Origin of the sequence: Actinoplanes sp. TBRC 11911, assembly GCF_012933445.1 — a bacterium.
GTDB lineage: Bacteria > Actinomycetota > Actinomycetes > Mycobacteriales > Micromonosporaceae > Actinoplanes.
In genome coordinates, this window is record NZ_JABBNC010000017.1 from 92,184 (window position 1) to 112,866 (window position 20,683).

Annotated in this window: 13 protein-coding genes; 9 read left to right on the forward strand and 4 right to left on the reverse strand. The window is 70.2% G+C overall.

Annotation, left to right across the window (positions count from 1 at the left end; genetic code table 11):
- The first annotated feature begins 53 nt into the window (after positions 1–53).
- Positions 54–887, forward strand: coding sequence for a hypothetical protein (locus HH310_RS22945; RefSeq protein WP_169177613.1), 834 nt, complete (start codon positions 54–56; stop codon positions 885–887).
- 1 nt (position 888) lies between these two features.
- On the opposite strand, the gene HH310_RS22950 is transcribed toward HH310_RS22945, so the two are convergent.
- Positions 889–1,209 carry a YbaB/EbfC family nucleoid-associated protein gene (locus HH310_RS22950; RefSeq protein WP_169177677.1) on the reverse strand — a complete coding sequence of 107 codons (321 nt, stop codon included), beginning with the start codon at positions 1,207–1,209 and terminating at the stop codon, positions 889–891.
- A 69-nt stretch (positions 1,210–1,278) separates the two neighbouring features.
- Positions 1,279–2,859, reverse strand: coding sequence for an AMP-binding protein (locus HH310_RS22955; RefSeq protein ID WP_169177678.1), 1,581 nt, complete (start codon positions 2,857–2,859; stop codon positions 1,279–1,281).
- A gap of 95 nt (positions 2,860–2,954) precedes the next feature.
- On the opposite strand from HH310_RS22955, the gene HH310_RS22960 reads away from it, so the two are divergent.
- Positions 2,955–3,776 carry a GNAT family N-acetyltransferase gene (locus tag HH310_RS22960; protein WP_169177679.1) on the forward strand — a complete coding sequence of 274 codons (822 nt, stop codon included), beginning with the start codon at positions 2,955–2,957 and terminating at the stop codon, positions 3,774–3,776.
- Complete coding sequence (locus tag HH310_RS22965) at positions 3,773–5,182, forward strand: M20/M25/M40 family metallo-hydrolase (RefSeq protein WP_312034271.1); 1,410 nt, start codon at positions 3,773–3,775, stop codon at positions 5,180–5,182. Before HH310_RS22960 ends, HH310_RS22965 begins: the two co-directional genes overlap by 4 nt.
- Positions 5,183–5,225: 43 nt before the next feature.
- Here the strand turns inward: HH310_RS22965 and HH310_RS22970 are convergent, their stop codons facing one another.
- The gene (locus tag HH310_RS22970; protein WP_169177680.1) at positions 5,226–9,404 is read right to left on the reverse strand and encodes a carboxypeptidase regulatory-like domain-containing protein; all 4,179 of its coding nucleotides are present in this window, start codon (positions 9,402–9,404) and stop codon (positions 5,226–5,228) included.
- A gap of 95 nt (positions 9,405–9,499) precedes the next feature.
- Here HH310_RS22970 and HH310_RS22975 point away from each other — a divergent pair, with 95 nt between their 5' ends.
- The 4 genes from HH310_RS22975 to HH310_RS22990 all read left to right on the forward strand — a co-directional run bounded on the left by HH310_RS22975 (position 9,500) and on the right by HH310_RS22990 (position 18,378).
- Entirely contained in the window at positions 9,500–10,471 is a 972-nt protein-coding gene (locus HH310_RS22975; RefSeq protein ID WP_169177681.1) for a helix-turn-helix domain-containing protein, read from the forward strand.
- A 1,894-nt stretch (positions 10,472–12,365) separates the two neighbouring features.
- Positions 12,366–12,914: an NADAR family protein gene (locus HH310_RS22980; protein ID WP_169177682.1), complete on the forward strand. Its 549-nt coding sequence runs from the start codon at positions 12,366–12,368 to the stop codon at positions 12,912–12,914.
- A gap of 1,632 nt (positions 12,915–14,546) precedes the next feature.
- Positions 14,547–15,029 carry a sigma-70 family RNA polymerase sigma factor gene (locus HH310_RS22985; protein WP_211192494.1) on the forward strand — a complete coding sequence of 161 codons (483 nt, stop codon included), beginning with the start codon at positions 14,547–14,549 and terminating at the stop codon, positions 15,027–15,029.
- Between the two features lie 115 nt (positions 15,030–15,144).
- Positions 15,145–18,378, forward strand: a complete 3,234-nt coding sequence (locus HH310_RS22990; protein WP_169177684.1) for a S8 family serine peptidase — start codon at positions 15,145–15,147, stop codon at positions 18,376–18,378.
- Positions 18,379–18,383: 5 nt separating this feature from the next.
- On the opposite strand, the gene HH310_RS22995 is transcribed toward HH310_RS22990, so the two are convergent.
- Positions 18,384–18,827 carry a thioesterase family protein gene (locus HH310_RS22995; RefSeq protein WP_169177685.1) on the reverse strand — a complete coding sequence of 148 codons (444 nt, stop codon included), beginning with the start codon at positions 18,825–18,827 and terminating at the stop codon, positions 18,384–18,386.
- 186 nt (positions 18,828–19,013) lie between these two features.
- Here HH310_RS22995 and HH310_RS23000 point away from each other — a divergent pair, with 186 nt between their 5' ends.
- Together HH310_RS23000 and HH310_RS23005 are read left to right on the forward strand one after the other, a co-directional pair.
- Positions 19,014–20,153 (forward strand): DUF6745 domain-containing protein, encoded by a 1,140-nt coding sequence (locus HH310_RS23000; RefSeq protein ID WP_169177686.1) that lies wholly within the window; start codon positions 19,014–19,016, stop codon positions 20,151–20,153.
- Between the two features lie 31 nt (positions 20,154–20,184).
- Entirely contained in the window at positions 20,185–20,622 is a 438-nt protein-coding gene (locus HH310_RS23005) for a hypothetical protein (protein ID WP_169177687.1), read from the forward strand.
- The last annotated feature ends 61 nt before the right edge of the window (positions 20,623–20,683 follow it).

Genomic DNA, 20,683 nt, shown 5'->3' on the forward strand with positions numbered 1-20,683 from the left:
GTCCGCATTCGGAGACGTACGGGCAAAGATCGTGTCCGGGGCATCATGGGGGCATGCCCGCGACGTGGTCCCGCTACGACGACCAGCCACTGCCCAACCCGAAGGACGGCCAGGGCGGCGATCCGCCACCGGCGCACGCCCCGGCACCGAACCTGAAGATGAACTGGTGGAACCCGCACGTCCCGACCCCGCCGCCCGCGCACGGCAGCGGTGGCAGCGGTTCCACCGGCGGCGGTTCCGGTGGCGGAAACGGCGGAAGCGGCGGAAGCGGCGCCGGCGGCGGTTCCGCCGGCGGAAACAAAGGCACCGACCCTGCCACCGCCGATCCGGACAGCAACTACTGGAATCCGCAGGCCGTGCCGGTGCTGCCCGGCATGCCGAATCTGCCGACGTCGCACGACTACGACCACGTCGAGGTGAACACCGAGGCGATGGCGGCGTACGAGCAGAACATCCTCACCACCGCGATGTCCCTCGTCGGCACGTACACCTACCTGCGGAACCAGTCGCAGACCATCTTCGACCAGCCGATCTGGGGGCGCGGCGAGGGCAACTGGTCCAAGCCGTCGGCGAAGGCCGTGGAGGACGGCGCGGATCCGACGTCGAATTTCATCCCCACGGACTCGGCGGTCGAGGCCGAGAAATTCGCCGAGGCGATGGCGCCGGCCCAGCAGGGCGCGTTGCAGGGCGCCGCCGACATGCTCGTGCTCAGCGGCCTGTTCATCGAGATGCTGGACGCCACCATCACGAGCTACGCCCAGATGGACATGATGACCATCTTCCCCGACCCGAAGGAGCTGCAGGCCGAGGGCGCCTTCGACGACACCGGGATCGGCGCCGCGCTGAAGGGCATCGAGGATCAGTGGGCGGGCAAGGGTGGATCCTGATTCACCGGAGAAAATTCCGGATCTCGGTCACCGCGTCGTTCATCGGCGCGGTACGGGAGCCGAGAAACTCGGCCGACTGGTCCTCGGCCCGCCGGATCGCCGCTAACACCTGGTTGGCGACGTAGACGTTGTCGTGATTCAGCACGCTCGGATCCATGTCGAGCCCGGCGATACGACCGCCACGCATCGTCACGCGAACGGCACCGTCCGGCGAAACACCGGACACTTCCGCGCGGTCGTATTCCGCGCGGATGCTCTGGGTGTCCGCGGTGAACCGGCGAACCCGGTCGGCCAGCTGGCGGAATTCCTCGGGAGAAGGCACCCCGGCAGTCTGGATCCCGGCTTCGCCGGCTCACCCGTACGGAGGCCGGAATGTCACGTCGGTCACGGCTCAGTCGGTACCCCACGTGCCGTCCGTCAGCCAACGGCGCAGCAGGTCCTTGCGGACTTTCCCGGCCGAGTTCCGGGGCAGCTTGTCGACCACCTCGAGGCGTACGGGCTGGTACCAATCGGTCATGCCGGCGGCCGTGAGGAAGGCCTGGATCTCGGCCAAGCTGGGCGGCGCGGCGGAGACGATCACCGCGCAGGCCTGGTCGTCGCCGAAGCCCACCACCGCCACGTCATCGATCGCCGGATGCTCCAGCAGCTGACTCTCCACATCGTTCACCGGGATCATGAACAGGCCACCGATCCGGTCGGCGACGCGGCCGATGATGCGGATGCCGCCGCGGCCGTCGGGGATCGCGTGGTCGCCGGTGTCGTACCAGCCGTCGTCGTGCGCCGCCAGCACGTTGAGGTCGCCACTGTCGCGCCCCAGCGTCGCCAGGGTGACGCCGGCCCCGCGGACGAACAGACGCGCCGGCTGTTCGCGGGAGACCGGGCCGGACGACGACCGCAGGTCGATGGAAAGGCCCGACCCCGGCGAGCCGTCACTGTAGGCACCCCAGTCGTCCGGATCGGACGCGCGGGTCCACGTCTGCGCGGCCACCTCGGTCATCCCCCACAGGGTGCGCAACGGCAGCCCCAGCGCGGCGGGCATCTCCCGGACCAGCCGCTGCGGAATCGTGGTCGCCCCGGTCACCAGCAGCCGCAACGCGGGCAGCGGCCCGGGCGAACGCGCAAGAATGTCGTGCAGGAACGTCGGAGCCGCGAACATCACCGTGGTGCCGGTCTCGCGCAGCAGCCGCACCCCGGCCTCGCCGGTCCACCTGTCCAGGATCACCGAGGCGGCCCCGGCCAGCAGCGGCATCGTGATGCCGTACAGGGTGCCGCCGATGAAGGTCAGAGCGTGCGGGATGAACATGGTGTCGTCCGGGCCGATGTTCTCGGCCTCGGCGATCGGCCGGATGCCGGCGTAGATGGTGTTGAAGCTGTGCAGCACGCCCTTCGGCTCGCCCGAGGTGCCCGAGGTGAAGAAGATGAGGGCCAGCCGGTCCGGATCCTCGAGGGCCGGGTCGAGGTCCACCGTGGCGGACGACCGCTCGAAGAAATCCAACCCGACCCGATGCGCCGACGGCGGGGCCAGCAGCTCCAGCGCGGCGGCGTGGTCGAAGCCCGCCCACGAGTCGATGGTGATGCACACCTTGGGCTCGACCCGCGCGAAGATCCGGGACAGCTCGCGCGCCCGCAGCGTGGGCAGCAACGGCACGGTCACGGCGCCGAGCCGCGCGCAGGCGAGCATCAGCGCGCTGACCTGCCACACGTTCGGCAACCAGACGGCCACCCGGTCACCCGGCCCGACGCCCAGTTCGCCTAACGCCCCGGCGAAGCGTTCCACGTACGTCGCGTACTCCCGCCAGGAAAGACGGCCCGCGACCCCGTCTCGATAGTGGATGATCGCGGTGGCGTCGGGTCGTTCCCGCCGCCAGCGCCGCAGGTCGGCGATCGGTCCTTCGCTGCGCCACAGGCCGGCCGCGTGATAGCGCTCGACGAGGGCGTCCGGCGCCCGGAACTCTCCCAGTTGATCGGTCACGCAACCAGAACGGCGCCAAGATCACCTTGGTTCAGGTGACCAAGGGCACAGCACCGGAAATGAATTCGCGGGTCCCCCGGGCGTTGGCCGGAGTTATGGAGAGCCTGTCAGCCGCGGAGGCCGAGGCCGTCGAGGCCGAGTTCATGTACCAGTACGAGGCCGCCATGCCGGCCCACGACCAGGAAGTCCTCGGCATCGCGACGCGGCGGCTGAGCGGTGGCGTCGTGCTGTCCGCGCGCACCGACCCCAGCCGCTACTGGAGCAAGGCACTGGGGCTCGGCTTCGAGGAACCGGTCACCGCCGACCTGATCGACCAGGTCCTCGACGTCTACCGCGCCGAGGACAACCCGCGCGCGGTGCTGCAGATCGCGCCCGAGGTGCTCCCGGACGACTGGGAGTGGATCGCCCGCACGCGTGGCCTGACCGCGCGCGGACGGGTCGCCAAGTTCGCGGCCCCGATCGGCGACCTCGCCCCGCCCGGCACCACCGGCCTGCGGATCGCCCCGGTCACCAAGGACGACGCCGAGCCGTGGGCCACCGTGGTGCGGGAGAGCTTCGGCTTCCCGCCGGAGGGCAATCAGGGTCTCTTCGCCGCCGCTTGCGGTCATCCCCAATTCTTCCCGTACGCGGCGTGGGACGGCGACACCATCGTCGGCGGCGCGAATTTGTTCGTCCACGGCGGCATCGCGTCGCTGAACTCGGACGGCACGGCGGCGGTGAGCCGGGGTCGTGGCGCGCAGTCGGCGCTGATCGCCGCACGCATCGCCAAGGCCCGCGAGCTCGGCTGCCGCTGGGTGGTGGCGGAGACCGGGCAGCCGGCCGACGGGGAATCGAACCCGTCGTACAACAACATGCTGCGCGCCGGGCTCAAGGTGATCTACGTGCGGCGCAACTACCTCTGGAGGAACGAGCGGTGAGCGACATCGAGAAGCGCTGGGAGTCCGACGTCCTGCCCAGCCTGTCCGGGCTGATCGAGATCCCGGCAGTGTCCCCCGCGTTCGACGCCGGCTGGCAGGAGCACGGCCACCTGCTGCGGGCCGCCGAGCACGTGCGGGACTGGATCGCGGCGCAGGACGGACTGACGGCCGAGGTCATCCGGCTTCCCGGCCGTACCCCGCTGGTGTTCGCGGAGGCCGCCGCCCGCTACGGCGAAGGCGAGGCGGACGGCCGGCCCGGCGACGGCGCGGACCGCGGCACCGTCGTCGTCTACGGACATCTCGACAAGCAGCCGCCGCTCGGCAACTGGTCGCCCGGTCTCGCCCCGTGGCGGGCGGTGGTCCGCGACGGCCGGCTCTACGGGCGAGGCGCGGGCGACGACGGATACGCGCCCTACGCCACCGTCCTGGCCCTGGCCGAGAGCCCTTCGCACGCCCGTACCGTGCTGTTGCTGGAGACCGGTGAGGAGTCCGGCAGCCCGGACCTCGACGCGTACCTGAGCGAGCTCGCGGACCGGCTCGGCGACGTCACGCTGGTGATCGGTCTCGACTCGGCGAACCAGGACTACGAACGGTTGTGGCTGACCACCTCGCTACGCGGCGCGGTGCAGGCGAACGTGACGGTACGCGTCCTCGACCAGCCGCAGCACTCGGGCGTGGCGAGCGGCATCGTGCCGAGTTCCTTCCGGATCATGCGGCAGCTGCTGGACCGGGTCGAGGATCCGGTCACCGGCATGGTCACCGTCCCCGAGATGAACGTGGCGATCCCGGACGCGCGCCGCGACGAGGCGGCGGCGGCCGCGGCCGCACGTCCCGGGGCCGCCGCGTCGTTCCCGTTCGCCGGACGGACGCATGCGGTCACCGAGGACGATGCGGAGCTGCTGCTCAACAGCACCTGGCGGCCGACCCTCTCGGTGATCGGCGCGGCCGGCATGCCGGAACCGGCGGTGGCGGGTGCGGTGTTGCGCTCCGAGACCACCTTGCGCCTGAGCTTCCGTACGCCTCCGGGGGTGCGCGCCACGGTGGCGAGGGACGCGCTGGTCCGGATCTTGACGACCGACGTCCCGTACGACGCGGTGGTGGAGGTCGGCGACTTCCTGCTGATCGACGGCTGGGCCGCTCCCCCGTCGGCGCCGTGGCTGACCGCCGCCCTCGACGGGATCGGCGAGCGCGTCTTCGGCAAGCCGTGCGTCTCGGTCGGGCAGGGCGGCGGCATCCCGCCCATCGGCCAGCTGGCCGATCGGTACCCGGCGGCACAGTTCCTGGTGACCGGCGCGGTCGGCCCGGACTCGAACATGCACGGGCTGGACGAGTCACTGAACCTGGCCCAGGCGTACCGGGTGACCGAGGCTCTGTCGATGGTGCTGGCCGCGCACGCGCAAGGCTGAGCGGGCGGGTGAGCGCAACGCCCACCCGCCCGTTCCTACCGGATCAGCGGTCGTGCATCGTGTCGCTCAGATAGCGGCTGACCTTCGCCGCGGTGAAGGAGCTGTTGGCGGTCAGGCTGAAGTTCGTCGTGACCGTCGCTCCCTTCTGCACCTTCACGATCTTCATGATCGGCGTGTAGCCGTCCTTCGCGACGATCACCTGCAACGGCGTGTAGCCCTTGTTCAGCCACAGCTGGTAGCCGCCGGCCGCGTCGGTCTTCAGCGTGAAGGTGGTCGGCCCGCACGCTCCGGTCTTGGTGTCGTACATCGTGCACACCGCGACCGTCGCGCCCGCGATCGGCGTCCCGTTGGCGGCCGTCACGGCGCCGGTGATCTTGCCCCAGGCGGCCGGGGGTGTGGCCGTCATCGAGACCTGCACCGGCTTCGCGGCCGGGTACGGCGAGTCCGAGTTGATCGTCAGCAGGCCCTGGTAGGTGCCGGGCTGGGAGACCGCGGACGAGTCCGTGGTCACGATCACCGAGACGGTCTTGCCGGGGTTCACGGCGAAGTCCGTCTTGTCCGCCGACAGCCACGGCACGTCGCCGCCGCAGTCGGAGTACCCGGGCAGGCTCTCGGCGAACTGCGTCGGGTTGAACCCGCCGCTCGATCCGCCGACCTTGACGATGCCGCAGGCCGCGCCGCCGCGATAGGTGGCGTTGTTCGAGTTGGGCAGCGCCGACCAGGTGTTGGTGGTCAGGTCGAACTCGTATCCCTGGTTGGTGACCGCCGCGCCGCCGTTGATCGCGCCGCCGAGCACCTCGAACCGGCCGTTGGCGGACGCCGCCGCGGCACCCCACGCGTCCATCGGCAGGTCGGCCTTTGCCGTCCAGCCGCCGGAACCGGGCAGGTAGGCGTACGTCTTGCTGCTGGACGTGCCGTCGGTGCCACCGGCGCAGAGCACCGTCGCGCCGATGTTGCCGCAGGCGAGGTAACCCTCCGCCGACGGCAGGTTCGGCTCGGCCGACCAGTCGTCGGTGTTCGGGTCGTAGCTGTACGCCTTCGCCGACACCGGCAGGCAACTGCCCGTGGTGCAGCCGCCGGCCACGTACAGCTTGCCGGCCACCACGGCGCTACCCGCCGCCGCGACACCCGACGGCAGATCCGCCACCTTCGTCCAGGCGGTCGCGTCCGGCTTCAAGGCGTACGTGTGCGTATTCGTCGAGCCCGACTCGTTCCAGCCACCGGTCACGTACAGCGTGTCACCGATGAACCCGGCCGACGCCGCGCTCAGCACCTCGGGCATGTCCGGCAGCCGCCGCCAGCCGTCGGCGTCCGGGTCGTAGACACCGGCGATGGCCAGCTTGTTGACGCCGTCGTTACCGCCTGCGACGTAGACCGTGCCGTCGTGCGCGGCGACCGCGTCGTCCATCACGGGCAGCGGGTAGTCGGCCAGGTCGGTCCACGGCGCGGCGGCCGGCGCGGACTGCCGCAACGCCGACGGGGAAACCGGCGTGCTCGGGGCCGACGCGATGCTGGTCGTGGTCCGGACGATCTGCGGTGCCGCACCCTTCGCGGCGGCCGGGGTCACGCCCGCGTCCGCCTCACCGAGGTGGACACTGAGCGGCACCTTGCCGTCGTTGCCGAAGGTGAGCTTCTGCGTCTTGGCGGCGCCCAGCGTCATGCTGGTCGACACCGCGGACTGCCCGACCGTGAGACGACCCGCCTCGAGCGCGACACCGGTCTCCCGGACGCCGTCCGCACGGACCGTGACCTTCGGGTGGGCGGTGGCGTACCGGTTGGCGGTGACGGTGAACGGCGTCGCGCCCAGCGTGGAGCTGAACAGCCAGTAGTAGCCGTCGGCGCCGGTCACGCCTCGCTCGGCCGGGGCGGCGTCGCTGGTCACCGCCGCGCCGTCGATCGGCTCGCCGGTGTTCGCGTCGGTTACCACGCCGGCCACCAGGCCACCGGGGACCGGGGCGCAGTAGCGGGCGCCGAGCACCACGTCGTCGATCTCCCAGCGCCGGCTCCAGTCACCGAGGAACCGGAAGCGTACGCGCACCTGATCGTGGTCCGCGGCCTGCGGGATCGGCACGTCGACGTGGTCGAGGACGCCGCTGTCCAGGGTGAGCACGGTGTTCCAGGTCGAGCCGCCGTCGAGGCTCAGGTCGACGAAGCCGGTCTGGTCCGGGAATCCGATGTAGCTGGTGTCGAAGCCGATCTCCGGGTTGTCCCGGCCGGTCATGTCGATCACCGGGGACACCAGCGAGGTGTCCTGCTTGCCGCCTTGCCCGTACGCGTCGGAGTCGACCACGGCGAAGTCGGCGTCCCCGCCCGGCGGCGCGTCCCAGCCACCCGGGTTGTCGAAGCGCCATGTCTGGCCGTTGCCCTTGGCGTCGGTGATCGTCCAGCCGTCCTTCGGGGTGTTGCCCGTCCAGCCGGTGAACGCCTGCGTCGTGCCTTCTTCCTTGTACGCGTACCCGGGCGCGTCACATGCGACGGTGTCCACCTTGAGGGCGACATCCTTGCGTACGTCCGTGCTCAGCGCGACGCTCGCGTCCTGCTCCGCATACCCGGAAATATCGGCAGATGTCACGTGCATCTGGTAGGTGGAACCGGCCGGGAGACTCACCGAGTAGAGGCCGGTGAACGGGTCGGAGTAGACCGCGCCGCCCGGATACCCGTCCACGGTGATCTTCGCGCGCATCGGGTAGCCGTGCCCGGATCCGTCGGTCACGTGACCGGAGATCGTCTTGGTGGGCTGGGCGGTGAGCGTGAAGTTCTTCGTGACGGTGGCGTTCTTGGTGATGGCGACCCCGGTCGCCTTCTGCTGCCCGTAACCGAACTTGCTCACCGTCAGGTCGTACGTGTCGGCCGGGGCGTGCAGGCTGTAACTCCCGTCGGCGGCCGTGGTCGCGGTGAAGCTGTCACCGTTCGACCGGGTGGCGACGACGCCGGCCGCACCGATGCCGGCACCGGTGGACGTGTCGGTGACCTTGCCGGACACCGCGCCCGAGTCGCCGAGCGTCAGCGCGGACACCCCGGCGGGCGTCCCCAATCCGGTGGGACCGTCCCAGCCCGGACCGGCCTGGCAGAGCGGGCCACCGCAGTCACCGTTGGCGCCGGTGGTGATGTCGAGCAGCTTGTCCCGGTTCTGGTACGGGTAGGTGTTCGGGTACGTCCCCGGCGTGGGCGTGCCGGCCAGCGCGTACATGGCCGCGACCAGCGGAGACGCCAGCGAGGTGCCGCCCCAGGACGCCCAGCCGTTGTCGTTGAGCGTGTTGTAGATGCCCAGGCCGGTACCGGCGACCGCGGAGATGTCGGCGGTGGCCCGGGTGTCACAGCCGGTGCTGACCGACTTCTGGAAGTCGGGCTTCGGCTCGTAGAACGAGCAGCCGGACCCGGCCGAGTCCCAGGCCGTCTCGGACCAGCCGCGCGGCGAGTTGTCCTTGGTCAGGACGGTGCCGCCGATGCTGACGACCGACGGGCTCGACGACGGCCAGTTCTGCACGCTGCTGTCGCCGCTGGACACCGTCACCGCGATGCCCGGCTGGTCGTAGTACGCGTCGAGGGTGTCCTCGCCGGGGAACTCACCGTCCACACCGTACGAGTTGGAGATCGCGGCCGGGTGGCGCTGCGCGGCGGTCCCGGCCGCCTGGGCGAGGTCGGACACGTCGTCCGAGTCACCCTCGACCAGCAGCAGGTCGCACTTCGGACAGGCCGCGGACACCGCGTCCAGGTCGATGGCGGTCTCGGTGGACCAGCCCGCGTCGTCGGCCGGGTAGTCGGTGCCGCCGCGCTGGTCGATCTTGGTGAAGCAGCCGTTGTCCGAGGTGCACGGCGGCAGGCCGTAGTGCGCGCGGAACACGGCCAGGTCGGCCTCGGCGGCGCCGTAGCCGAACGCGTCGACGATCGCCACGGTCATCCCGGCACCGGCGTCGGGAAGCTGGTAGGCGGATTGGATATCGGCCGGCGTGAGAGAACCCTCCGGCGGTCCGTCCGCGGCGGTGCGGGCTTTCCGGGACGGGTCCGGCCAGCCCACCGCGTAACAGCGGGCGTGCGGCATCTTGTCGGCGAGCTTGGCCTCGGACAGCGTGTTGCACGCCGCCCGGATGGTGGCGGGCGGCGGGGCGGCCTGCGCGGGAATCCCCGCGGACAGGGCGGCACCGGTGACGAGGGCGACGATGGCCAGCAGGCGGAGTATTAGCTCCCCCGGACGGCGCATGTCGATAGACCGATGGATCATGTTCGGGACGCTGTCATATTCGCGTCACTTAGGACAAGATCTTGGTCGATGCGACTTCACGACAGCTGTCGTAAACATGCCACGAGGGGGCTGCGATGTGGGAGACCGTCGGCATACCGGCGAGCGAGGCGCAGATCTACGAGGCCCTGATCCCGCACGGCATGTCCACCGTGGATGGCCTGCACCGACGGCTCGATCTGGCGCCGGCGCGCATCACCAAGGCATTGACCGGCTTGATCGGCCGGGGCCTGGTGCGCAAGACCCCTGGCCGGCCCGCGCGGTACACGGCGATCGCGCCGTCGCTGGCCGGTTCGGTGCTGATCGCGAAACGCGAATATGAACTGGGCAAGCTCCAGCAGTACCTGAACACCCTCGAGGAGTCGTTCCAGGCCGGCCTGTCGTCGCTGCAGCCGGGCGATCACGTCGAGGTGGTCGAGGGTCCCACCAAGATCTATCAGGCTTTCGTACGCATCCAGCGAGGCGCCCGGTACGAGGTGCGGGCGTTCGACAAACCGCCGTACTTCGTGGCCCCCGGCGCGCACGGGGACGAGGGCCCCAACCTGGAGGAGCGCCGCAACCTCGAGGAGGGCACGGTCGGCTACCGGGTGATCTACGACCAGGAGTCGGTGTCGCTGCCCGGCCGCCTGTCGAACATCTGGGACGGCATCCGGCGCGGCGAACGGGCCCGCGTCGCCGCCGGCCTCCCGGTCAAGCTGGTGCTCTGCGACAACACCGCGGCGATCGTGTCCTCCCCCGCCGACTTCGAGCGCGGCCTGGCGTACGTGATCCACTCCTCGTCGCTGCTGGACCTGGCCGCGGGCCTGTTCGAGGCCACGTGGGAGCGCGCGATGCCGGTGAAGCGCACGGACGCGCGCGACCCGCTGGACGCCCCCGACCGCCAGCTGCTCGGCCTGCTGGCAACGGGCGCGACCGACGAGGTGATCGCCCGCACGGTCGGCTGGAGCATCCGCACCGTCCAACGACACATGCACGAAATGATGCGCGCGGTGGGCGCCCAGACCCGCTTCCAGCTAGGCATGGAGGCAGTCCGCCGAGGCTGGGTCTAGCCCCTCCCGGAGCCGGCTTCCGGATCCACGCCCGCCGGCGGCCCGGCAGACGCGGTGCCGGGTCCCGATCCGCGGCCGCCGGCCGGGCAGGCGTCGTGCCAGGCTCCGGATCCAACCACCAACCTGGCACACGCCGTACCAGGCTCCAGATCCACAGCCGCCACCCTGGCACGCGCCGAGCCAGGCTCCGAACCCAACCACCGACCCGGCAACACGCCGTACCAGGCTCCGGATCCACAGCCATCACCCTGGCACACGCCGAGCCAGGCTCCGAACCCAACCACCGACCCGGCACACGCCGAGCCAGGCTCCGGGTCCGCGGACGCCAGACCGGCGGCGGAGTCACCGCGCCTGCGTTCGAGAGCATCCCGGTCGTCCCGTGCCGGCGCGCCCACATCGGAGCCGGCGTCCGCCCCTTCGTTGACGCTTCAACGATGGTCGGCTACAGCTCGCGGGTGTTGGCGCCTGGCGCTCCCCTTGCTGCACGATGTCGCGGCGCGGCTCTACGGACGTCGGCGCCTCACCGGCGGCCGCACCCTCCTCCCCGATCCCGCAATGTGGCGATCGCGTCCACATCCTGTAACTGTTCAGCTGGTTCCGTCGGCCGGGAGTCCCCGTGCAAGGCCACGGCACCAGACGACTAAGTCCTAACCGTGGTGGGAGGCGGTGAGTGACCTGGTCGCGGTGTAGCTCCGGTGGGGTGGTGGTGCAGAGCTGAGGCGTTGTGGCGATTCGTTCTCGGCCGGGCGGTCCCGCTATGTGGACACCGCGGTCACATCATGGATTTTTGTGAACCTTGGAGAGTTGTGCCCACATACGAGCCATAACTCTCCAAGGTTCACATTCGGCCGGAGAAAGCTGTCGGGCGAAAGCCTCGTTACGTGACAAAGACAAGCTCTACAATGGACGTTGGTCCCACATCGCGGACGGTGGGTCCATGATGCGGGCGCAGGTCTCAGCAGGTGGTCGCCCGTCTCACGGAATGGAAGCGCCGCGCGGCCACGCGCCGAGCCCGCCTGTCCGGCGACCCAGTCGATTCGGCAAATCTCGGAAATGTCGGATATGCGAGAGTGGTGGCGAGGGCTGGCGGATGGATGGAGATCAGATCGCTGATCGCCTACGGCCGCTGACTCGCCTACGGCCGCTGACTCGCCTACGGCCGCTGACTCGGCTTACGACTTACTCGTCTAGGCCCGGGCAGGCCCCAGCTCCCCGCAGTGGCCACCGCCACTCGGGTGTGGGCAGTCGCGACGCCAGGGACGCCGTAGTTCCCCACACCGCGGCCACCGCCATCAGGTGTGGGCACCCACCACGACCGGAAGATCCCAGCTCCCCACAGCGACGCCCCTCGCAGGTCCGCCACATAAGGCCAACTCATCGGAGGGTGAGCGGCGCGAGAAACAGCTGAACAGTTCCACATCCTGGATTTTGCGTCGACCTTGGAGAGTTGCGCCCACATACGAGCCACAACTCTCCAAGGTTCACCCGCGGCGGGAAAAACCGCTCGAACAAAAGCCGCAAGGCGGGAGGAAATACCGTCCATAGTAGACGTCAATCCCACATCGCGGACTCACCGCCACGATGTGGTCGCCGGTCCCGCACAACGGACGCTCCTCCCACATCATGGACGTTCCCAGCCCGGACACCGTCGACGGAGCCGGTTGCCGGCAAGGCAAGCAAGACTTGGTCGGCTTCACGGGCGCGCGGGGGTGCCGGCGCGCGGGGGTGTCGGCGCGCGGGGGGGTGTCGGCGCGGGCGCGGCAAAGGTGAAGGTGCGGGCGTGCGGGGTGCGGGGTGCGGGGTGCGGGGTGCGGGGTGCGGGGATTTCGGACAGTGGGGCGACACGTCCAAATCGGTGACCCTGGTGCTCGCTGGGTGGGGCACACTCCTGATCATGATGACCCGGACGGATCTGGTGACTGCCGTGGACAGTGGCTCGCGGCTCAAGTTCGTCTTCTTCTGGGGCGATCGGCCCGAGCCCGATGGTCGCGCCGGTGCCGGGTGCCTGAGCCAGTGGTGGGTCGCGCCGTTCACGGTCGGCGGCGTGGAGTTCGCGTCCGCCGAGCACTACATGATGTGGCGTAAGGCGACGCTGTTCGGTGACCGGGTGATGGCCGGCCGTATTCTTGCCGCGCCGCATCCTCGCGCGGCGAAGGTGCTGGGTGGGCGCGTGGCGGGCTTCGACCAGCAGACGTGGGACGAGCACCGCTTCGGCATCGTGGTCGCCGGCAACATGGCGAAGTTCGGCCGGCACGAGGACCTGCGGGTATTCCTTCCTGGCACCCGGCGGCGGGTGCTCGTCGAGGCCAGCCCCGTTGACCGGATCTGGGGCATCGGACTCGGCCGCGACGACCCGGCCGCCGGTGACCCGAGGCGGTGGCGCGGGCTCAACCTGCTCGGCTTCGCGCTTATGCGGGTCCGCGACGCCCTCGGACACGCCTGACGTCCGCTCGGCGCATCCCTGCGTCACCGGCAGCGGCCACCGGACCGGGCCGCTCGGTGCGATGCCTCGTCGTCGATCACGGAAGGTGGCACAGAAGGCCGCCGAGGGGCAGGGTCCCAGCGGCGGCGTCCTGTTCTTCCCGCCTCTGTTCGGCGGCGGCGGATCGACCGCGAGCGTCGTGGCACAGGCGCTTCGGCATCGCGGCGGGCACGACGCGAGGCACGACTCGACGCGACGCGGGCACGACCTGACGCGGGCGCGACCAGACCCGACCCGGGCGCGACACGACGCGAGCACGACCCGACCCGGGCACGACCCGACCCGGGCACGACCCAACGCGAGCACGACCCAACGCGAACGCGAGTCGGGGCGAGGCACGACGCGACGCGGGGCGGGGCGAGGCGCACGCGGCCGAGACCGGCGCCTGACGACCCGAGGCCCCCATGTGGTGACGACTTAAACACGCTGGGTGACAGCCGACGCTGACCGCGGCCTGACCTGCGAGCGGCCTCACCCACGCAACCGCCTCACCATCCCCGCAGCTTTACGCAACCGGATGCGCCCCCGAAACGCAGCCGACACGCGCCGGGCCGAAACTGGGGCGCGCCGGCGCCTCGGCATCGGTGGTTTGGGGGCCGCCCAGGATTGCGATCAAGTCGCTCTGCCGGAAACGCGGTTCGCGTCAATGGGGGCTAGCCGGTATTTCACTAGTGGGGGCTAGCCGGTATTGCGCGGGTAAATGCGCGGCGATTTCGGTAGAGGAGTATTTGGCGGCGAACGCCAACGCGGTGCGGAGAACACTCCGAATAAGCGTGGGAAGCGTTTTCGGATCGCTTATCGGGCGGAAAACCGGGCCCGATGTGCTTTGCGGCACAACTGCCGTGACGGAAAGCACCCGGGCGATGACCCGGCGGCCGGCCGCGAGGACGATTCGCTCGCCAATCGGGAGCCGTGGACGCACCCCGCAACGAGCGCAAGTCACCTTTCGGCTCCCCCAGCGTACGCTGTATTTGAACGATCATGGTTCATCGGAGGGCCGCTGACGGCGCAGTGTCGGATACCCGTCTCTGCGGCCGCGGGCAGCGAGAACACAAGATCTACGCGGCGCAACACTGCGTACGGGTATCGATACTCGCCGAGACGGGCTCTCGATGGGCGACATCGAGATCTTGGAAGACGGGGACGTGCCACGGAGTGAGAGCGCCACGTCACAACCCGTGCGACGGCGCTCACCGTATTTCCTTTCCGGCCGGTCTTCAAACCGTGACGGCGGCCATAAAAAACAGCGAATTGACAAAAAGTCGGCTACTTGTCACCGAAGCCGTTCAAGTTGCGTCCAAATGGCCCCTGACCTGCGGCGACAGGACCCGGGACGGGGCCTGGGGGCCCTGGTTACCGACGGGACACCATTCGGAATCCATTGGGAATCAATTGACGGGTTCTTACGCTCAGCGCGGCACGTTCGGGGGGCCTGCCGAGGGGGGACGGCGTCACGAGCGAGCCTGCACACAACCGCAGGCTTCGAACCAATCAGGAACGGAGCCTTTCCGGAAAGGCCAAACCGCCACCGTGACTACCGAATTGCGAGCCGAGGGGGGACCGTCGATGACGGCAGCCGACGCGGCAGCACGAATGGCAGAACTGCACGCAGAGCACTCGGGACCGCTGCTGAACTTCCTGCTGGGACTGACCAACGGGGAGCGGCACGCCGCCGAGGACCTGCTCCAGGAGACCATGATCCGAGCTTGGAGGTATCTCGACCGGGTCCCGGAGGACCACGAGGGCAGCCGTCGCTGGCTGTTCACCGTGGCTCGCCGGGTGACCATCGATGCGGTGCGCATGCGCCAGGTGCGTCCGGCCGAGACCAACCTGCTGGATCTCACCCGTATGCCGACCGCCGATGACACCACCGACACGGTGGTGGCGGCCGACTCGTTGCGCCGGGCTGTGGGGAGCCTGAGCGACGCACACCGCACCATCCTGTCCGAGTTGTACTTCCGGGGCCGGTCCGCACGTGAGACCGCGACCCGGCTGGGCGTTCCGGTGGGGACAGTGAAGTCCCGTGCCCACTACGCACTGCGTACTCTTCGTGACGCTCTGGTACTGACCGCCTGACCGAAACACACGACAACTGAAGAACGTGAATGAATGTGGCGTCGTGACGGACGCCACATTGATCGAAGACCCACGATGTTTACGATCTTGCGCAACTCGCAACATGGAGGCGCACATGGTCGTTCGCTCGCTGGTCCTTGGACTGGTCGCTGCTGGCCTGGCCGGAAGCTCGGCCGGGTGGGCCGGAATCCCGGCAGCCGCGGCACCACCGACGACGCAGGGGACGTCGGTCACGCAAGGACCCCCGGGGCCGTCGATCGACCGCACCGTCACCCTGCTCTCCGGAGACCGGGTGACGGTGCACCCGAACGGCACCGGCTGTGCCACGGTCACGATCCGGCCCGCGCGGCCGGGCAGCGTGATCTCGCAGAGCTGCGGACCGGACGGGCACGTACGGGTGGTGCCGGCGCGGATGGCGGGCCAGATCGGCTCGGTACTCGACCCGGCACTGTTCGACGTGACCACCCTGGTGACGGAGGGCTATGACGACGCACACACCGCCGACCTGCCGGTCATCGTGCAGCGGCCGGCGAACGTGCGGGCCATGGCCCTCCCGTCGGGGATCACCACGACCAGGGACTTACCCAGCATCGGCGCCACCGCGGGCCGATTAGCGAAGCCGCAACAAAACGACCAAAAAGCACAAAAAGCACAGGCAACAACGTACGGCCCGGGGAAGATCTGGCTCGACCGCAAGGTCCACGCCACCGCGACCACCGCCGGCGACCTCGACGCCAACCTGAGCCAGATCGACGCGCCGCAGGCGTGGTCGAAGGGCCTGACCGGCCGCGGCGCCAAGGTGGCCGTGCTGGACAGCGGCGCCGACTTCAGCCACCCGGACCTAGCGGGGCAGGTGGCCGGCAAGGCCGACTTCACCACCGTCAACGGCGACGCCGTCGACCACTTCGGGCACGGCACGCACGTCGCGGCCACCATCGCCGGAACCGGCGCGGCCTCGCACGGGGCACGTCAGGGCGTGGCGCCGGGCGCGCGGCTGCTGATCGGCAAGGTGCTCGACGACTCCGGCTCCGGATCCGACTCGCAGATCATCGCCGGGATGGAGTGGGCCTCGACGCGCGCCGACGTGATCAACATGAGCCTCGGCGGGAACTTCGCGGACGACGGCACCGGACCGCTGTCGCAGGCCGTGAACGCGCTGACCGAGCAGACCGGCGCGCTGTTCGTGATCGCCGCCGGGAACGCCGGCGGGGTGCGCTCGGTGTCCGAACCGGGCTCGGCGGCGGACGCGCTGACCGTCGGCGCGGTCGACGCGCACGATCAGCTCGCCGGCTTCTCCAGCCACGGGCCGCTGGTCGGCACCGCCGCCCCGAAGCCGGAGATCGTCGCGCCGGGGGTGGACATCGTGGCGGCCCGCGCGGCCGGGACCGCGCTCGGCCCGATCATCGACGCGCGCTACGTCGAGTCCAGCGGCACCTCGATGGCGACGCCGCACGTGGCCGGCGCCGCCGCGGTGCTGGTGCAGCGCCATCCTGATTGGACGGCCGCGCGCCTCAAGGCCGCTCTCGTCGGATCCGCCGATCCACTGCAGGGTCAGGACGCGTACGCGGTGGGAGCCGGACGTCTCGACGTGGCCCGCGCGGCCGGGGCGACGGTGGCCGACCAAGGCGTGATCGCACTCGGCACGACCGGCACCCGGGCCACCCTGAGCTGGTCCTCCGACGCCCACCCCGCGGAAAAACTGAAGCTCAGCGTCGAAGGCGCGGCAAAGTTATCCACAAATCACGTTAAATCAGGACAAAAGGCCGAGATTGCTGTCGTACGCGGGAAGCCCGGCTTCCAGGCCGCCACGGTCACGGCGCGAACCGACGACGGAACGTACATCTCGACCACGCCGATCCTCTACTACACCGAACCGGCCAGCCACAACTTGACGATCAAGACGGCCGCCACGATGCCCGGCGACACCCTGGTCAACGTCTCGGTGGCCAACATGGACGATCTCACCATGTACGCCGGCGGCGACTTCGTGCAGGCGGGCGAGGACGTCACGCTGCGTGTCCCGGACGGCACGTACTCGGTGATGGCCTCGTACTTCAGCTACGACCCGGAGACCGGCGCCCAGGCCGGGGCCAGCATCGGCGACCCGGACGTCCGGGTGCGCGACGACCTCACCTTCGACGCCGCCCCCGCCAAGGGCCGCCCGGTCACCGCCGACGTGTCCGGCGTCGCGACCACGCAGCGCGCCACCGCCGTCACCTTCCTGCACACCCCGAAGTCGGGCCCGGCGTTCTACGAGAGCGTCACCGCCAACGGCGCGCCGCTGGTCGCCACGCCGATGCGCCGCCCGGGCACCGGGAAGCTGCGGACCTTCACCTCGTTCAGCCTGGCCGGGCCCGGGGTGGCGTACGACCTGGTGCGGGAGCTGCCGGCCGGCGACGACCCGGCGTATCACGTCTCGCGCGGCGAGCAGGCAAAGCTGGCCCGCGTCGACGAGCAGTTCCACTACCTCGACCTGGACACCATGGTCACCCAGCACGACCGGTACGCCTACGGGCCGTACGACATCGGGCTGTTGCAGATCTACTCGGACCAGCCCGCCACGCACCGCGTCGACTACCTGTCCCCCGGCGTGACCTACCAGGACGACGGCATCTACGGCGGGCTGCGGGCCCGGCAGGCGCGCCGCACGTACGCCCCGGGGAGCCGCCAGACGCAGATCTGGGCCCGGCAGCCGCTGCACTCCGACTTCGCCGACGGCGCGGTGGATCCGACGACGTGCAACGAGCCGCCCTCGCGTACCCGCGGCAACCTGCACGTGGACATGGTGCTGCTGACCGATCAGCACGGCCGTCAGGACTGCCTGGCGGGCGGCTCGATCGGCATCACCCGGACGATGGCGCTCTACCGCGACGGCACGCTGGTGCGGCGCGTCGACGGCAGCCGCGAGGACTTCGCGGTGCCGCCCGGCCGCGCGGACTACCGGCTCACCCTGGACGTGGACACCAGCCTGCTCCTGCCGTTCTCCACGAGGGTGAGCACCGCCTGGGGCTTCCGCTCGGCCGGGCCCGAGGGCCTCGACCGGGCGCCGCTGCCACTGCTCGCGGTCGACTACGCGCTGGCCCTGGACGCGGCGAACAAACCGGTGGGGGGTCCGGCGACGTTCACCGTGCGACAGGCTGCCGGCACACAACGGCAGCGTGTCACCGCGTTCAGCGTTCAGGCGTCGCTCGACGGCGGCGTGACCTGGCACCCGGTCCACGTGAGTGCCTCCGCGGGCGGTTTCGCGGCGACCCTCCCGGACGGGCCCTCGGTGTCCTTGAAGGTGCACGCGAGCGGGGACGCTGGCAGTTCGATCGACCAGACGATCCTCGACGCGTACCGGAAATGAAGCTTTTATCCGACTTCGGCGGGCACCGCTCGCAGCAGCCCTCGGAGATCCTCGAGCGCGGGCCCGGTGATCGGCGACGGACGCATGGTCTTCGGGTCCACCTTGATCAGTACGCGGGTGCCGTGCGCGTACTCCGTGCCGCCGTCCGCGGCGACGACCCGGAAGCCCTGCACGTAGCTGGTGGTCCCGATCCGGTCGATCCAGTGGTGCACCAGCACCGGGCCGTAGTCCAGGATCGGCTGGTCGTAGGTGATCGAGATCTCCCGGACCAGGAAAAACGTGTCCGGCTGGGTCAGCTCGGCGTCGTGGTGGTAGCCCTTCTCCTCCCAGTAGGAGGCCACCGCGCGGTCCACCAGCAGGACGTACTGCGCGTGGTGCAGGGTCCGGAGCGCGTCGAGCTGGTCGAAGTACACCTCGACCGGCTGTACCGCTCCGAATTCAACGCTCAAAGTCATAACCCGGTACGACGTACCACCAGGCTTGTTTATTCAGGAGTGTGATCCAGCACGCATCGTGATCAAGGAGACCGGCCAGATCGGCACTGATTCACTAGTGCCGATCGGTGGCCCTTCGGGTCCATACTGAGGGGCATCGACGCGCTGACCGCAGCCCAGCGAGCCACGTTCGCACCGTTCGTGGCCGATTGGGTGCGTCGCTGCCACGCCACCGGCCCGCTCACCGAGAGTGCTCGCGCCGGGGTGGAGGCGGCCATCCGCACCTGTTACGCGGCGGCCGGACTGCCCTGGCCCGACACCGTCGTCTGGGTGCCGTCACCGCAGGTGGGAGCCGCCGCGGCGCCGCTGGCCGCGCTGCACTGGGCGCCGCAGAGCTCGCGCTGGCGGCGCCGCTCCCGGCGGCACGAGGCGGCGATCGCCGACACCGCCGTGCGGATCTTCGCGGCCTGCGCGGGTCCGGTGCACAACGCCGTCATGGGGCGTCTCGACGCGCGCAGCCACGCCGAGACGGCCGCCGGGCTGAGCCCGCTGGACCGGTTGCGGACCGCCATGTACCGTCCGCTGCCGCCGGCGGCCGGCCCGGGACTGACACGGTCGGTGACCGGCGCGGTGCGTTCGGCCACCGGGCAGGCGCCGCCGGCCGAGACGGTCGCCCCGGTCCGCGGCTTCAGCGGTTACCAGAAGAGCAGCGACACCCCGCACTGCGAGTGGTGGCTGCGGCACGGCGGGCTGGACGCGGTCGACGAGTGGCGGCACCGCTTCCAGGCCTGGATCGGCACCTGGCCGGTCGAGTGGTGGGCGCATCCGCGGTTCGTGATGGTCAGCGAGCCGCCTGCCGAGATGCACCTGGAGACGCTGCCGGACGGCGGCCTGCGCCTGCACCGCGACGACGGGCCGGCGCTGAGCTGGATCGACGGCGAGAGCGCCGCGTTCTGGCACGGCGTCGAGGTGCCGCTCGACCTGATCACCGAGGGGTGGCCGGTCGAGCGGATCCACGCCGAGCACAACAGCGAGGTGCAACGCGCCGCGATCGAGCGGATGGGCTGGTTCGAATACCTGACGCGGGCCGGGCTCGAGCTGGTCGCGCGCTGCCCGGACCCGGGCAACCCGCCGCACGAGCTGGCCCTCTACGAGGATCCGGAGGGCCGGATCGGGGACAGCCGGATCCTCGTCATGATCAACGGCAGCCCGGACCGCGACGGCGCCCCGATGCGCTACGCCGAGCCGGTGCCCGCGTTCCTCGGCGACCCGGTCGAGGCCGCCGCCTGGCAGTACGACATCCCGGCCGACACCTATCGCCACCTCGCCCGCCGCACCTGACCGGTTGGAGACCCGACCCGAGGAGAAGAGCATGCACACGTACGCCACCGCACTCGCCCGCTCCGGGGTGAGTGTGCCGGATCACCTGGTCGCCGATGCCGTCGTGCCGATCCTGGACGGTCCGCAGGCCCAGGGTGACCTCATGATCGTTCCGGTGGACGCGCCGCCGCGGGGCCTGGCGTGGGAGACCGTCCCGGACGCCGGCATCCAGGTGATCTACGGCGAGGCCACCGGCAACACGCACTGGCTGCACCGCGGGCTCGACTCGCCGTCGGTGCGCTGGGTGTTCGACCGGCACGGCGTGCGCCTGGGCTACCTGGAGGTCGCGCCGGACAACAGCGCGCTGCTGATCCACACCGACGAGCACGGCGCCAACGGCATCGGCCCCGGCTACTACGCGATCCACCGCAAGCGGGCCCAGGACGTGCGTCTCACCCGCCCCGGCGCGGAGTACCTGGTCGCCGACTGACCGTCACGCGCCGAGAGGCACGCAGCACCGCCGTGGCCGTCGCGCTACCTTTGTCCTCGTT

Excerpts from the sequence above, each read along its gene's own strand:
- HH310_RS22945 (WP_169177613.1), top strand. The coding sequence starts at position 54 with ATGCCCGCGACGTGGTCCCGCTACGACGACCAGCCACTGCCCAACCCG.
- HH310_RS22960 (WP_169177679.1), top strand. The coding sequence starts at position 2,955 with ATGGAGAGCCTGTCAGCCGCGGAGGCCGAGGCCGTCGAGGCCGAGTTC.
- HH310_RS22970 (WP_169177680.1), bottom strand. The coding sequence starts at position 9,404 with ATGATCCATCGGTCTATCGACATGCGCCGTCCGGGGGAGCTAATACTC.
- HH310_RS22975 (WP_169177681.1), top strand. The coding sequence starts at position 9,500 with ATGTGGGAGACCGTCGGCATACCGGCGAGCGAGGCGCAGATCTACGAG.
- HH310_RS22980 (WP_169177682.1), top strand. The coding sequence starts at position 12,366 with ATGATGACCCGGACGGATCTGGTGACTGCCGTGGACAGTGGCTCGCGG.
- HH310_RS22985 (WP_211192494.1), top strand. The coding sequence starts at position 14,547 with ATGGCAGAACTGCACGCAGAGCACTCGGGACCGCTGCTGAACTTCCTG.
- HH310_RS22990 (WP_169177684.1), top strand. The coding sequence starts at position 15,145 with ATGGTCGTTCGCTCGCTGGTCCTTGGACTGGTCGCTGCTGGCCTGGCC.
- HH310_RS23005 (WP_169177687.1), top strand. The coding sequence starts at position 20,185 with ATGCACACGTACGCCACCGCACTCGCCCGCTCCGGGGTGAGTGTGCCG.